The sequence below is a fragment of the Jatrophihabitans lederbergiae genome, assembly GCF_031845305.1.
Lineage (GTDB): Bacteria > Actinomycetota > Actinomycetes > Mycobacteriales > Jatrophihabitantaceae > Jatrophihabitans_A > Jatrophihabitans_A lederbergiae.
In genome coordinates this window covers 1-12,426 of record NZ_JAVREH010000077.1, presented here as the reverse complement: position 1 = coordinate 12,426, position 12,426 = coordinate 1, and the positions used below count along the sequence as shown (strand labels likewise).

Below are 12,426 nucleotides of genomic sequence, written 5' to 3'. Positions count from 1 at the left end.
CCGCATGTGCGGCCCGTCGCCCCCTCGGGACGGCTAATAGGTTACTGCTCAAAGGCTGAGCGTCTCGGACGGTGCCGGGATAAGGGCCTGGATCAACAGACCAAGGCGACGTCGGCCGGCGTCGCCGCTGTAGCCAGAGACGACCGAACCCACCTTCCAGAAGTCCGCGCCGGAGCGGAGGACCTGCTGGCCGTTTTCGACAGCCATGCCGTTGAGCTGAGGCAGGTCAAGGAGGACCTTGGCGTAGGACTCCGGGTCGCCCAGTTTGTCGTTGGCGGCACGGATGACCTCGATGACCTGGGGAAGTACTCGGTGCAGCGCGCTCGTGCCTTGACCCTTCTGACCGCGTAATCCTCGATATCGCCGGCGAAGGGTTCCGGGAGGACGAGCGCGATGCCTTCCTTCCAGTAGGCGTTGATGATGCCGGCGATAGTGGCGTTGTCGGCGTTCTTGAGAACCGGCATATCTAGTACGGGTTTGAGTGAGCGAATGAACTGGGCCATCGGCATCACAACCCCGTCGCCGCGCCGCTTGCGCTCGTTGGCGTTCTGGAACCGGCCCTTCCAGGGTCCCTCCATCTCTTCGAGGACCTTCGCCACGGCGTTACCGCGAACGATCCAGTCGCGGTCCTTGACCGCGAGCATTTCCTGCATCTCCGGGTCGTTCTCGGCCATCTTGCTGAGCAGCTGGAACACCAAGTCCTGGTCAGCTTGTGACTTGCAGCGGTAGATGGCGCAGTTCTCGCAGCACTATGTGGCCGGCCGGCCGCAGCGATCCTTTCCGGTGTCCCAACCCCTAGAGCAACTGGAGCTTGAGGCCCTCGTGGGAGGCGACGAACCCAAGACGTTCGTAGAAGCGGTGAGCATCAGATCTGGACTTGTCGGTCGTGAGCTGGACTAGGGCGCACTCCCGTCGGCGCGCCTCCTCGATCGCCCACACGAACAGCGCAGCGCCCAGACCGCGACTGCGGTAGTCCTGCCGGACCCGCACTGCCTCGATCTGGCCGCGGAGCGCGCCGCGGCGGGCAAGCCCAGGCAGAAAGGTCAGCTGCATGGTCGCAAGCACCTGCGCGCCGTCGGTCGCGACAAGCAGCAGGTGCGCCGGATCGGCGTCGATGACGCCGAACGCGTCGAGGTAAGGCTGCAGGTCCCCGTCGGTGGTGACCCCGTCGCGGGTCGCACCGAGCTGGTCGGCGGCCAACAGGTCCACGATCGAACGCACGTCTCCAGCAACGGCGCGCCGCAGCGCCACCGTCGCGTCCCGTAGGGGCAGCTGCGCCAGGTCTGTCACTCCACGAGGGTGCCGCACCACCTGGGAGGCGGCCCGGGGCGGGTCACCGTTCCAGCACGCCGACTCAGGTGCTGCAACGTCCCCGGGAACGGATGCTCCCCGGGAGCCTCGGCCACGCGCGGTCAGCGACTGTCAGGTCCGGCTGTCCGCGTCCGTCGTGCAACGGCTCACGAAGGGCCGGAGCAGGTCCTCGACGACGTCGGGGGCGTCCCAGAGCACCTGGTGCCCGGCATTGGGCCCGCGGTGCAGCGTCGCCAGCCCGACGGGGATGGCCGCGACGGCCTGCTCGGCGTTGCTGGGCGGCACCATCGGGTCGTGCTCGCCGACGAGGACCAGCACCGGGCAGCGCACCGCCGCCAGACCCGGGCGCAGGTCCATGTCGGGGATCGAAGGCGTGAAGTGCCGGTTCACCTGCGCGGTGCTGATGCGCGCGTGCATGACGCGGTCGAACCGGACGGGTCGCATCGTCCACACTCAAGCGGTGACCGACGAGCTTCGTACGGCCCGCTTGCTCCTTCGCCGCTGGAGCAAGGACGACCGGAAGCCGTTCGCCGGGATGAACGCCGACCCGGAGGTCATGCGCTTTTTCCCGGCGCCGCTGACCCGGGAGCAGAGCGACGCGCTGGTCGACCGCATCGAGGCGCATTTCGAGGACCACGGGTTCGGCCTCTGGGCGCTCGAGGCCCGAGGCAACTTCGCCGGGTTCACCGGCATCCAGTGGACGGTCCTTGACCACCTCGACTCTGAGTTGGAGGTGGGCTGGCGGCTCGCCCGCTGGGCCTGGGGTCACGGCTGGGCGACGGAGGCTGGGCGCTGCTGCCCTGCGACGTGGCCTGGACGAGGTCGAGCGGGTCGTCAGCGTCACAGCAGTGCCCAACCAGGCTTCCTGGCAGGTCATGCGACGCCTGGGCATGACATTCGAGCGCGAGTTTGACCATCCTCGGGTCCCGGAGGGCAGCCCGCTGCGGCGACACGTGCGCTATGTGGCGAGCCGTCCTTGACATAGACAGCCGCGCACCGCGGCGAGTCGGCCTGCCTGGAAGCGGAGCGATGGGCTTGCCTGCTGTTCCACTTGCCGAAGGACCAGCGGGACGCCAGTCGGGCAGCCGATCGAGCAGTGGGACGGCGCCCTCGTCGGCCCGGGCGGTGGCGGCATCGGCTGCCCGGAGGCTGCGCTGTTCAGCGCCGGAACTTGTTGATGGCGTCTTCGGTGACGGGCGTGAACAGGTTGACGAGGTTGCCGTCGGGGTCGCGGAACATGATGGAGCGGTTGCCCCAGGGCATCGTCGTCGGCTTCTGCACCCACTGGTCGACCAGCGGGGTGAGTCGCTCGTACTCGCGGTCGACGGTGCCGTACACCCGGGAAGACGCCGCATGGTTCCTTGCTGATGTGGCGCGGCGATGGGATGGCGGAAATGTGGCGGCGTTCGCCGTTGAGTACCGGGGCCGGTTTGCAGGGTCAATCGATCTGCGCCTGCAGGAGGGCGGCTGGGCCGAGGTGGCCTTCGGCCTGGCACCGTGGGCTCGCGGCGCCGGAATCGCGACGGCCGCAGTCCAGCTCATTTTGTCGTGGGGTATCGAAGAGTTGGGCCTTCGGGGCTTCCACTGGCGTGCGCAGGTTGGCAACTACGCCTCCCGCCGAGTGGCCGAGCGATGTGGCTTCCGTGTTGAGGGAACCGTCCGGGGCCTGCTTGTGCAGCGCGGCGAGCGTGCCGACGGGTGGATCGGCAGCCCCAAGCCGGCGGAGCGGCTTTCCTAGCGGCCGCGATCCGCGCCGTGGGCTGTTCCACTTCCTTGGAAATGGAACGACTGTCTGACCGCGCCGACAGCGGAGCGGCGCGCCTGCTGAACCCGTCCCACATGCACGGTTCACAACGGGGTGTCAGTCATGTTGTACGGCGACAACTTCCGGTACGGCCCGCGCATGGACCTCGGCGCCGCCAGCGCCGCATCGGCCGGATGCGGGTACCCGGCCACATCGGCCGCCCCCGGCGCTGGCCATTCCCTATCCCTATGTGGTCTATGTGGCTGGGGGTGAGGACGACGGCCCGAATGTCAGACCGCGTCCGGCTGAGGCGTCCGGCTGTGCGGTGTGCAGACGCGGCGGCGCCGGGGGCCACGCGCGTGAGGGTGGCGTTGGCCTGAGGCGCCTGGCGGGTCGGGCTCAGACTTCGATGAAGACCGTGTCGGCCATCGCTTGCTTGTCGGGGCTTTCGACTCTGGCGTTCGTGCCGGTCGGTGCGCTGGCGGCGGCGCGCAGCTCGGCGATCCGCGTCTTCGACGGAAACAGCGACGCGCCCATGACCGCGCCGAGCGCGAAGAGCGCGGAGCTGACAGCGAAGGCGACGCTGAAGCCGTGCGTTGCGGCGTTGTGGGCGATGTTCGCCGTGCCCGGAGGGCGCGAGGCCGCGTAGTTGGTGGTCGCGGTGGCCACGATCGTGCTGAGCACGGCCGTGCCGATCGCGCCGCCGACCTGCTGCATGGTGCTGACCAGGGCCGCGGCGACGCCTGAGTCGGCCGGCTGCACGCCGGCGGTGGCGGTGTTCATCGCCGGGGCCATCACCATGCCCATCGCGAAGCCCATGACGATCAGCGAGGGCAGCACGTGTGCGGCGTAGCTGGAGTGGACGTCGATTCGGCTGAGGTAGGCCAGGGCGGCGCACCCCAGCAGCATGCCGATGGTGATGACGGGCCGCGGGCCGAAGCGCGGCAGCGTGACGATGTTCGACGTGTTGGAGCTGATCATTACACAGGCGATCATCGGCAGGAACGCGAAACCGGATGAGACCGGACTGAAGCCCTTGACCGCCTGCAGGTAGTAGGTCAGGAAAAGGAAGACGCCGAACATCGCGATGCCCGCCAGGCCGACGGCGGCGAAGGCCGTGCCGCGCGCGCGGTCGCCGACGACGCGCATCGGCAACAGCGGCGCGTCGATCCGTTGCTCGACGACCATGAACACGGCGAGCAGCGCGACGCCGGCCACGAGCGACAGCACCGTGGTGAGCGCCGACCAACCGTCGGACTCGGCGCGCGAGAAGCCGAACACCAAGGCGAACAAGCCGGCGGACGCGAGCACCGTTCCCACGACGTCGATCCGCGGCCGTGTCGTGGGCCGCTCGTGGGTCATCCAGATCAGCGCGCCGGCCGCGGCCGCGACGGCGAAGACGACGTTGACGTACATCGCCCAGCGCCATGACAGGTACTGCGTCAGCACGCCGCCGAGGATGAGGCCGACGGCGCCGCCGGCAACGGCCACGGTGCCGAAGACGCCGAAGGCCCTGCCGCGGTCGCGCGGGTCGCGAAACGTGGTGACGAGCGTCGACAGCGCGGCGGGCGCGAGCATCGCGCCGGCGACACCCTGTAGCGCGCGGGCCGTGACCAGTACGCCGAACGACGGCGCCGCACCGCCGATCGCCGATGCGACGGCGAAGGCGGCCAGTCCGACGAGGAACACGCGTTTGCGGCCGAACATGTCGCCGATGCGGCCGCCTAGCAGCAGCAGGCTGCCGAAGGCGAGCGCGTAGGCGGTAACAATCCACTGCCGTTGGTCACTGCCAAAGCCGAGGTCGGCCTGTGCCGACGGAAGGGCGATGTTGACCACGGTCGCGTCGAGCACCACCATCAGTTGGGCGATCGAAACGACGACGAGGATGAGCCACCGGGGATCCTTGGCGCGCGGCTGGGCCGCGGTGTGCTCGAGCGTCCTGGTCGGCGTGCTCAGAGTGACATCACTGCTGGGCATGCAATTCTCCTGGGTCATGTGTGAGCCGGTCGCGCAGCGACACGAGTAGCCGTGCGAGCTCGGCTCGAGCGGGGGCGTCAAGCGCCCCGAAGATGTCGTGCATGGCCCGCGTCTTCGCGGTCATGGCGTTTGTGAGGGCGGTGGCGCCCGCGGAGGTGATATCGACGAGCCAGACCCGTCGGTCGTTCGGGTCGACCCTGCGCACGGCGAACGACTGCCGTTCGAGCGCGTCGACCGCTTCGGTCACCGAGCGGCCGGCGAGGCCGAGTGTGGCCGCCAGGGTCACCTGCTTCATCGGGCCGTTCTCGTGGAGCTGCTTGAGCACCTTGGCCCGTGACAGCGACAGCCCTGCGCTGACCATCGCCTCGTCGACAAGTCGGTAGAAGCGGTGATGCAGCTCCAGGTAGAGCTGACCGAGGTCAGCCGACGAAATGTCCTCCACGCAGGCCCCGTCCCTCCTACTACACCTCATCATGAGGTACCTCAAAGAACGTTACCACTTGAACCGGCAGCCGGGAGACGTGGGCCACCGGACGATTGATCCGAGCGACTGGCGCTTGCGTTGCCAAAGCTGGGCGGCGGTGTCCTGGTCGTGGGAGAGCTTCGAGAAGGTGCACCGCGGCGGTGAGGGTGCTGACGAACGGCGGTGAGCTGTGGCTCGTGACCCGGGACGGCCCGGACTACTGCGAGATCGGCCGCTCGGCCGCGGGCAGGTCGTCGGCCGCCGTCGGCATGAGCTCGCGGTCGGCTCTGGGCGCGCTTACGGGACGGTCACCGGCGTCCCGGGCAGCACGATCCGGGTCGCGACCTGCGGCGCGACGCGGGCGAGCGCGTCGGTGTAGTGACGCGGGTCCTGGTCGCCCTTGGTGATTATCCGGTCGCCGAGCTGTCCGCTGTGGAATGCGTAATGGTGCGGCAGCGCGAGGGTGGGATTGAGCACGGCGGTAAGCGCGGCGGCCTGGTCGGCGGCCATGACGACCTGCCGCATGTTGGCCGGGCGCACGCACAGGCCGTTGATGGGCAGGATCGCGAGGTCGATGTTCCCGAAGCGTCCGGGGATCTCGAAGTTCTTGGTTCCATTGAGCGACGACGTCTTCCTGCTCGCCGCGACCATCGAGCGTTTGGCGGCGTGGCCTCATCGCGTTGCGCAGTCTCTGGGACCTGCAATCGCGTCGGTTGCGCTGATTGAGTTCTACTACTTCCGCGGGTTCGCTTCTATCGCCTGCATTCCACCGCTCTCCTGGTTATGACCGCCCAGGTCTCATCGAACGGGCATACCCCAACGTGACGGCCGGCGCGCAGACTGATCGTGTGACCGCGCTGCCCATCGATCTGCGTCCGCGACTCGCCACGTCGGACTCTTGGCTGGCCGCTGACACGGCGCGCGAGCCCGGCGAGTCGCTCGTGCGGCAGTACCTTCGAACCTTATGGACGGCGGTGCTCGCCGATGTGCCGCCCGGTTTGCCGGCTTCCGATTTCGCGGTCGTGCTGGTGTCCTCGCAGCGCATCGCGATCGGTGTGCGGCGCGAGCCGGAGGGCTCGAACACGGTGATCCTGACCGATGCGCTGCTGTACGCGGTCAACACCTATACACGGGCGTGGACCGCCTTCGACGACAATTCCGCGATGCCGACACTGGTTCACCGCGAGCGTGAGGAGGCTGCCCGGCGCAGCGCGCTGGATCTCGCCTGGTGGTACCGCCACACGGGTCGCACCCGCCCGGCTTCGCTGATTCTTGCTCCCGAGGCCGAAGGCCTCGCAGCAGCGCATGCGGCCGTCGCCATGATCTTCCTGTTGGTCCACGAGATCGGTCACGTCATCGCCGGCCACCTCGAACCCGCCCCCGACGTTGCTGCTTGTCTTGATGTGGCCGGGACCCACGCCCATGAGTACGAAGCTGATCTGCTGGCAGCCTCATGGCTCGCGGCGAACCCGCCCGCCGCTACTCGGACCGGGGAAAGCGTCCGCATCCTGTTCGAACTCCTCGAACTGGTGGCGGCCGCCACTCCCGGCGATGAGGCCACGCACCCCCTCCCGATGCGGCGGCTACTGGCGCTGCTCTCGGCGCTCAACGAGATGGAGCACGATCGTGTCCTTCGCGCGCTCACGGACAGTCCAGGAGACTTCTGGCTACTACGTCCCTGACGTATCGGCCTCTTCGTTGCCCGACTCGTCGATCCACAGCGCCGTCAGCAATGCGGCCAGCACGGCTTCGTCGATCGAGGCGTTCATTCGCAGACTCACTTCACCCGCCGGGGCCGCGCGCGTTGAGCCACCGGGTTCGTTCAGCGCGTCGTCGATGCAGGCGTCGGGCGAGTGAGGCGATGACATCGGGTGTGGTCATCAGCGTCACGACGGCGGCACTGTCACCGGCGAAGATCGCGGCGTAGGCCGCAAGATCTGCGAACGCGCCGTGCACGAGTGCGGCGTCACGGTCATAGACGGCCTCGCCGACCTCGACCAGACCGACCGCGACATCCTTGGGCAGCTGCACCGTCAGGCCCATTTCGTCCTCCGTTGTTCGTCACGCGATGAACTTCCGGGCCGGTGACACTTACCGGGCCGGCTTCTCGATGTGGGTGTCGATGAGAAATCCGGCGACGGCGAACCCGGCGTTTACGGCGAGCTTCGCATGACGAGGTGCCGGCCGTGCCGCGCGTTTGCCGCGTCCGTGGGCGTCGCTGAGGCTGTTGCGCATGCCGGCCAGGCCGCCGACGACGGTGGTGACCCCGGTCAGGATTTGCTTGATGATCTGCTCGCTGTGCTGGTCGGGAGCGATGTCCATGGAGGACGCTGCCGCCTTGTAGAGCTTGGACAAGTCCCAACCGTCGTCATAGGCGGTGCCGCGTTCGTCGCAGATATGCTTGCAGATGCTCTCGAGGGTTGTTCTGGTCGCGGTGATGGCGCCCTCGGGATCGGACACGACCTTCGCCAATGCTCCGTCCCACGATCGCTTGACCGCATCCCAGTCCGCCAGCGACTCCAAACGGTCCGACGCAGCCATCGCCCCCGGCGCGGTTCCTGACAGCAATAGGCTGCGTAGCTTCGCGATGTCGTCATCGGACGGCATCGGATACTTGCTCGGGCCGTCGTAGGTGCACAGGTCAAGCAGGAAACGCCGCTGATCATCGACGCTCAGCGACCACAGTCCGCGCTCAAAGATCTGCCACCGCGATTCACCGCCGCCGCCCCAGCCGGCATACGAGCCGAGATCGTCGGTGTAGTCAGCGAAGAGGTCATGCAGTTCCGGTCCACTGAATCCGGTGTCTCGCGCGAACATGCCCGTGGCCAGCTTGACGACACGCTGCGGCAAACGGGCGATGGGACCGGGCACGGCTCTATGGTCCCATCCGGAGGCGACGCTGGCCCGGCGCGACTGTTAGCTCGTCTGGCCGGTCGCGGCTTCGGATCGAAGGAATGTGAGCGTTACCAGGAGTGCGAGGATTCGCTGTCCCACCCGAGGGCCAGGATCTGTCGGTGCCCCCGTGGATTATGGGGCCATGACTGGCTACCGCTACCTCAACCTGACTAGCGCCATTGGCGACAAGGCGTCACCGCTGCGTCAGTACCTTGACCTGAGGTTCCCGAATGCACGTCCCCTCCAGAAGGACTACCGATCCCGAGCAGGAGAGCTGAGAGTTGCTGGTCTTCCTGGGGGTGGGGGCGCGAACGGCGGAACACTGGGAGCCGCGTTCGACTTTCGGATGCATTTCCTGCTGGACCCTGGCTATATCCCGCAAGTGGCGATCCGTGCGTTCCAGGCACGGCCGGACTACGTGGAAGCCATCCACGAGGTCATCCGGCATGGCCGCGAGGCGGCTCAGGCCAATACAGTCCCGACCGAGCTGGACCGCGCGTGCTGGGCGTTGGCGCTCTGCACTGAGGTCTACCGTGCGGGGCTGTTCCCCGGGTCCCCGCTGAACCAGTTGCTGGAATATGACGACTTCACTCCAGCGCACCTTCTCTCGCTCATCCCGGAAGATGCGTTCCGGCAGTTGACGGAGCTGAATGACCTCGCGCAGGAGTACCTGTTCCCGCATCTCAGCGCGCCCTTTCACCTCGGCCCCACGTTCGACGGCTCAGTGCTCTGCCCGGCCGATGCAGACGTGATCAGCAACGGCTTCCTTCTCGACTTCAAGACCGCAGTCCGCGGCAATGCGCTCTCGAGGGAAGACCTGTACCAACTGCTGGGGTACACCCTCTTCGACCACTCCGATAAGTACGGCATCAACAGGATCGGCATCTACTCCGCGCGGTATGGGGTACTCGTCTCCTGGGAGCTTGAGCTGACGCTGGAGCTGTTGGCTGGCGAAGCGGTCAACTTGGCCGAGGAACGCGAGAAAGTCTGGGGACTGCTCGGAGGCGGCGGTGCTATCAGGTCGAAATTTGCCCGCATCGCCGAGGCGGACGACGCGGAGTATGACGACCACTCGGCCCATGGCGAGGACGACGATTCCGGCTACGGTCCGGACAGCTACTACACCCGCGCCAGTGGAAAGGATGACCGGCGTCACCCATAGAAGTTGCACATCGTCATGGACACCGGCCGGTCGGTAGAGAACCATGCTTCGGGTCTTAAAAGCCGTTTTCCTGACGTCCTGTACCGGTATCAGCCGCGGTCGTTTGCGGGCGATCAGCTTGCTTGCTGTGGTGGGGCCGACATCGCCGTAAGCCATCAGCATGTCCCACAGTTCCCACGCCTTGCTGCCTTTGGAGATCACCGACGGTTCGGCGTCGACCAGATCGAGGCCCGGAGGAATGCTGGCAAGGAGCGAGGCGGCTGTTTGAGCATCGGGACCCCCCCGGCCGCGTCGTAGTCAGTTATGCCAACGATGTACTGCGGGAATGACGGCGGCCGACACACGCACTCGTGATCAGTTGCAGGGTGACGGACCGACGCCGCCTAGCCTCACGGCTGATGACGACGCCACGACCGGTCTAGCTGCGCCTGGTTGGGATCATCGACGTAGCGGCGCTGCTGCTCGGCGGTGAGAAACCCTTCGCCCGCCCGCTCAGCGGCCGTCATCGTGATCAGCCCGCCTGCTCGGCTCCCGAGCCGGCGCGCAGGTACTGATAGACGGTCTCGCGGCTGATTCCGAACTCCCGGGCCAGCGTCGCCTTCGGGATGCCGTCAGCGGCCCGCTGCCGCAGCTGCCCGACCTGCTCGCCGTTCAGCGCCCGGGCACGCCCGCGGTAGGCGCCGCGCTGGCGCGCCAGGGCGATGCCCTCGCGTTGACGCTCCCGGATCAGTGACCGCTCGAACTCGGCGAACGCGCCCATCACAGACAGCAGCAGCGTCGCCATCGCGGTGTCCTCGCCGGTGAAGGTCAGCCAAGGTGGGCTCTGTCGATCGGTACATGTCTTGCACGGTTGTGGAGTCATTGTGCGTTCGATGACAGATATCGCATTTGGGCAGCTGGCTTGCTTGGCGACGTGGACTCACTCAGCCACTCCAGCCTCATCAGTAAAGTAGGTGATCGAGCCAGGTTGGCCCGCTAGGAACGGGTTTTACCATGCTGAGGTGGATGAGCCAATAGGTCGTTTGTCGGTGACGTTCGGAACGGGATGTTTCGGTTACGGCTATGGTGTCGATGCCTTGAGCCGAGGTGCAGATCGGCGGCGACGTTAATGATGTGCTCCGTGGTTCTCACTTCTAGGATTAGGACGCAGTCACCGATCATGCAACGTAGAAGGGTTGGCGGGCTTTGATAGTCGTGCTCATTTTGTTCTACTCTTGCTCGCAGCCGGCATCGCGGCTCGGATATGGGCTATCTCGAAAGTGAGGAAGCGCGAACGGTGATTACCTTCGTAGCGGGGAGCTTGGCGGCAGGACGCGCCGGAAACAACCCGACGCTGTCGATAGTGTTGGCAATAGTGTCGCTGGGTGTGGCCATCGGTGGAATTTGCTCATGATTGCCCGTGCTCGACGCAAGTAGCGCGGCCCGGGCCGGAATCGCGGCCCTCGCTATCGATGGCCCGTTCCATGGTGATCGCGCTGATGCCGGCGCCGGACCCCTGGACAATCAGGAGCGGGTGGCGGTTGAGGGCGCCCGCACCCTGCACGATCGGATGAGCGAGGACTGGATGCACGTGCTCGCGGCCGCGGCCGAATCGGGCTGGGTCGATGAACAACGAGTGGCCTTCCTCGGGATGTTCGATGGGCGCCCGGTACGGGTTGCCGGCTTGCGCTGCTCTGGGGGCCCGGTTGCGGTGCGCGGTACTGGGAAAGTTCGGGCTCACCCAATCCGAACTACTGCCCCGGTCGCTCGCCGCGAACGACCTGATCGCCGACGCGGCCGAAAGCATTCGGGCGCCGGTTCTGCAGCACGTCCAATGGCAGCATGAGCTGTTTCCGCTGGCCGGTCAGCTTGAGCTTTTCGACCGCTTTTCTTCGACCGAGAAGGTGCTGCGCGGACGGCTCGGACCACACCCGCAGACGCGCCCGGACGACGAGATGGCCTGGCGCGACTACATCACGGCGCAGCTGAATCGGACATAACGGTGGGCGGCAAATGCCCTTGTTCAGACGAGCTTGCTGCGACGCTTTCCGGGCGAAATTTGCTGGCTAACCCCTGGACAGCAGCGACGGCCGGCACGCACGGGGCGTACCGACCGTCGCCGCTCGGGTGCGGGGTGTCAGTCCTGGATCTTCTCCGGTTCGGCGGCGGTCGGGGTGCGGGGCTGACCGTAGGACGCAGCCAGCGGTGACTGGCCGGTCGCCGCGGCCTCGGACTGCAGCCGGGCGCCGAGCCGCTGATAGGTAGCCGGTGAACGTCGGCGCAGCACCAGCGCAGCCACCAGTCCGATGGCGAATGCACCCAGCACACAACCCAGAAGTGTGTTCGCGATCGCGCCCTTCGCACCGACCAGAGTGGTCAGGTTCTTAAACGCGAAGAACAGCAAGGTGAGCAGGCCGGCCAGGCTGGTGATCGGGGCGATTAGCGTATTCCACACCCGTCGGTCGAGATTCGTTTTTCGGAAGAAGACGATGATCGCAACCCCGGCCATCGATTGCAGCAGGATGACGCCGACCGCGCCGATGCCGGTGAGCCAAGTGAACAGATCGAGGAATGGATCGCGGCCGGCCAGCGCGAAGCCGAGCACCACCACGAAGGCCAGCACGGTCTGGACACAACAGGCCACCCACGGCGACTGCCGGGTGCTGTGCGTCTGGCCGAGCCGCTGCCAGAGAATCCCCTGCCGCCCAAGGGCGAAAAAGTACCGAGCAACGTTGTTGTGAAAGGCCACGATGGCCGCGAACATGCTCGTCACGATCAGCAGCGACAGCAAGGTCTGCATGCCATTGCCGACCATGCGCTGGCCGATAGTGAAGAAGAAGCCTTCCGGGTCATCCTGCGCGGCCTTGACCGCCAGGCCGGGACCGAAGGCGTTGA

At 66.6% G+C, this 12,426-nt stretch carries 15 protein-coding genes and 2 pseudogenes; 5 read left to right on the top strand and 12 right to left on the bottom strand.

The features are described 5' to 3' along the window. Nucleotides 1-92 precede the first annotated feature (92 nt). The 3 genes from RM423_RS22835 to RM423_RS22825 form a co-directional block, all read right to left on the bottom strand. On the bottom strand, nucleotides 93-695 hold the full coding sequence (locus RM423_RS22835; protein ID WP_311425350.1) for a hypothetical protein: 603 nt from the start codon (nucleotides 693-695) through the stop codon (nucleotides 93-95). Between the two features lie 100 nt (nucleotides 696-795). Next, nucleotides 796-1,290: a GNAT family N-acetyltransferase gene (locus tag RM423_RS22830; RefSeq protein WP_311425349.1), complete on the bottom strand. Its 495-nt coding sequence runs from the start codon at nucleotides 1,288-1,290 to the stop codon at nucleotides 796-798. A 132-nt stretch (nucleotides 1,291-1,422) separates the two neighbouring features. Continuing rightward, the gene (locus RM423_RS22825; protein ID WP_311425348.1) at nucleotides 1,423-1,755 is read right to left on the bottom strand and encodes an alpha/beta fold hydrolase; all 333 of its coding nucleotides are present in this window, start codon (nucleotides 1,753-1,755) and stop codon (nucleotides 1,423-1,425) included. A 16-nt stretch (nucleotides 1,756-1,771) separates the two neighbouring features. Here RM423_RS22825 and RM423_RS22820 point away from each other — a divergent pair, with 16 nt between their 5' ends. Then, nucleotides 1,772-2,224 (top strand): GNAT family N-acetyltransferase, encoded by a 453-nt coding sequence (locus tag RM423_RS22820; protein ID WP_311425347.1) that lies wholly within the window; start codon nucleotides 1,772-1,774, stop codon nucleotides 2,222-2,224. Between the two features lie 245 nt (nucleotides 2,225-2,469). Here the strand turns inward: RM423_RS22820 and RM423_RS26040 are convergent, their stop codons facing one another. Continuing rightward, entirely contained in the window at nucleotides 2,470-2,754 is a 285-nt protein-coding gene (locus RM423_RS26040; protein ID WP_396327833.1) for a VOC family protein, read from the bottom strand. Between RM423_RS26040 and RM423_RS22810 the strand changes: the two genes are divergently transcribed. Beyond that, nucleotides 2,639-3,049, top strand: coding sequence for a GNAT family N-acetyltransferase (locus RM423_RS22810; protein ID WP_396327832.1), 411 nt, complete (start codon nucleotides 2,639-2,641; stop codon nucleotides 3,047-3,049). The two genes, RM423_RS26040 and RM423_RS22810, sit on opposite strands and share 116 nt — an antisense overlap. A gap of 405 nt (nucleotides 3,050-3,454) precedes the next feature. On the opposite strand, the gene RM423_RS22805 is transcribed toward RM423_RS22810, so the two are convergent. The 3 genes from RM423_RS22805 to RM423_RS22795 all read right to left on the bottom strand — a co-directional run bounded on the left by RM423_RS22805 (nucleotide 3,455) and on the right by RM423_RS22795 (nucleotide 6,146). Continuing rightward, complete coding sequence (locus RM423_RS22805) at nucleotides 3,455-5,032, bottom strand: MFS transporter (protein ID WP_311425346.1); 1,578 nt, start codon at nucleotides 5,030-5,032, stop codon at nucleotides 3,455-3,457. Then, a complete protein-coding gene (locus tag RM423_RS22800) occupies nucleotides 5,019-5,474 on the bottom strand; it encodes a MarR family winged helix-turn-helix transcriptional regulator (RefSeq protein ID WP_311425345.1) in 456 nt (151 codons plus the stop codon). Before RM423_RS22800 ends, RM423_RS22805 begins: the two co-directional genes overlap by 14 nt. A gap of 318 nt (nucleotides 5,475-5,792) precedes the next feature. After that, nucleotides 5,793-6,146 (bottom strand): hypothetical protein, encoded by a 354-nt coding sequence (locus RM423_RS22795; RefSeq protein WP_311425344.1) that lies wholly within the window; start codon nucleotides 6,144-6,146, stop codon nucleotides 5,793-5,795. 197 nt (nucleotides 6,147-6,343) lie between these two features. On the opposite strand from RM423_RS22795, the gene RM423_RS22790 reads away from it, so the two are divergent. Beyond that, nucleotides 6,344-7,177 (top strand): M48 family metalloprotease, encoded by an 834-nt coding sequence (locus RM423_RS22790; RefSeq protein ID WP_311425343.1) that lies wholly within the window; start codon nucleotides 6,344-6,346, stop codon nucleotides 7,175-7,177. Nucleotides 7,178-7,277: 100 nt separating this feature from the next. Here RM423_RS22790 and RM423_RS22785 read toward each other — a convergent pair whose 3' ends face one another. After that, nucleotides 7,278-7,538 (bottom strand): hypothetical protein, encoded by a 261-nt coding sequence (locus tag RM423_RS22785; protein ID WP_311425342.1) that lies wholly within the window; start codon nucleotides 7,536-7,538, stop codon nucleotides 7,278-7,280. Nucleotides 7,539-7,586: 48 nt separating this feature from the next. Beyond that, nucleotides 7,587-8,366: an abortive infection family protein gene (locus RM423_RS22780; protein WP_311425341.1), complete on the bottom strand. Its 780-nt coding sequence runs from the start codon at nucleotides 8,364-8,366 to the stop codon at nucleotides 7,587-7,589. 166 nt (nucleotides 8,367-8,532) lie between these two features. Between RM423_RS22780 and RM423_RS22775 the strand changes: the two genes are divergently transcribed. Next, a complete protein-coding gene (locus RM423_RS22775; protein WP_311425340.1) occupies nucleotides 8,533-9,552 on the top strand; it encodes a hypothetical protein in 1,020 nt (339 codons plus the stop codon). An 84-nt stretch (nucleotides 9,553-9,636) separates the two neighbouring features. Here the strand turns inward: RM423_RS22775 and RM423_RS26035 are convergent. Beyond that, a pseudogene (locus RM423_RS26035) lies at nucleotides 9,637-9,807 on the bottom strand (DUF6308 family protein); the annotation flags it as partial. Between the two features lie 256 nt (nucleotides 9,808-10,063). Continuing rightward, nucleotides 10,064-10,363, bottom strand: a pseudogene (locus RM423_RS22770) (helix-turn-helix domain-containing protein); the annotation flags it as partial. Between the two features lie 826 nt (nucleotides 10,364-11,189). On the opposite strand from RM423_RS22770, the gene RM423_RS22765 reads away from it, so the two are divergent. Further along, nucleotides 11,190-11,531, top strand: coding sequence for a hypothetical protein (locus tag RM423_RS22765; RefSeq protein WP_311425339.1), 342 nt, complete (start codon nucleotides 11,190-11,192; stop codon nucleotides 11,529-11,531). Nucleotides 11,532-11,668: 137 nt separating this feature from the next. Here the strand turns inward: RM423_RS22765 and RM423_RS22760 are convergent. After that, nucleotides 11,669-12,426 (bottom strand): APC family permease (locus RM423_RS22760; RefSeq protein WP_311425338.1); only part of this gene is annotated, 758 nt, incomplete at its 5' end.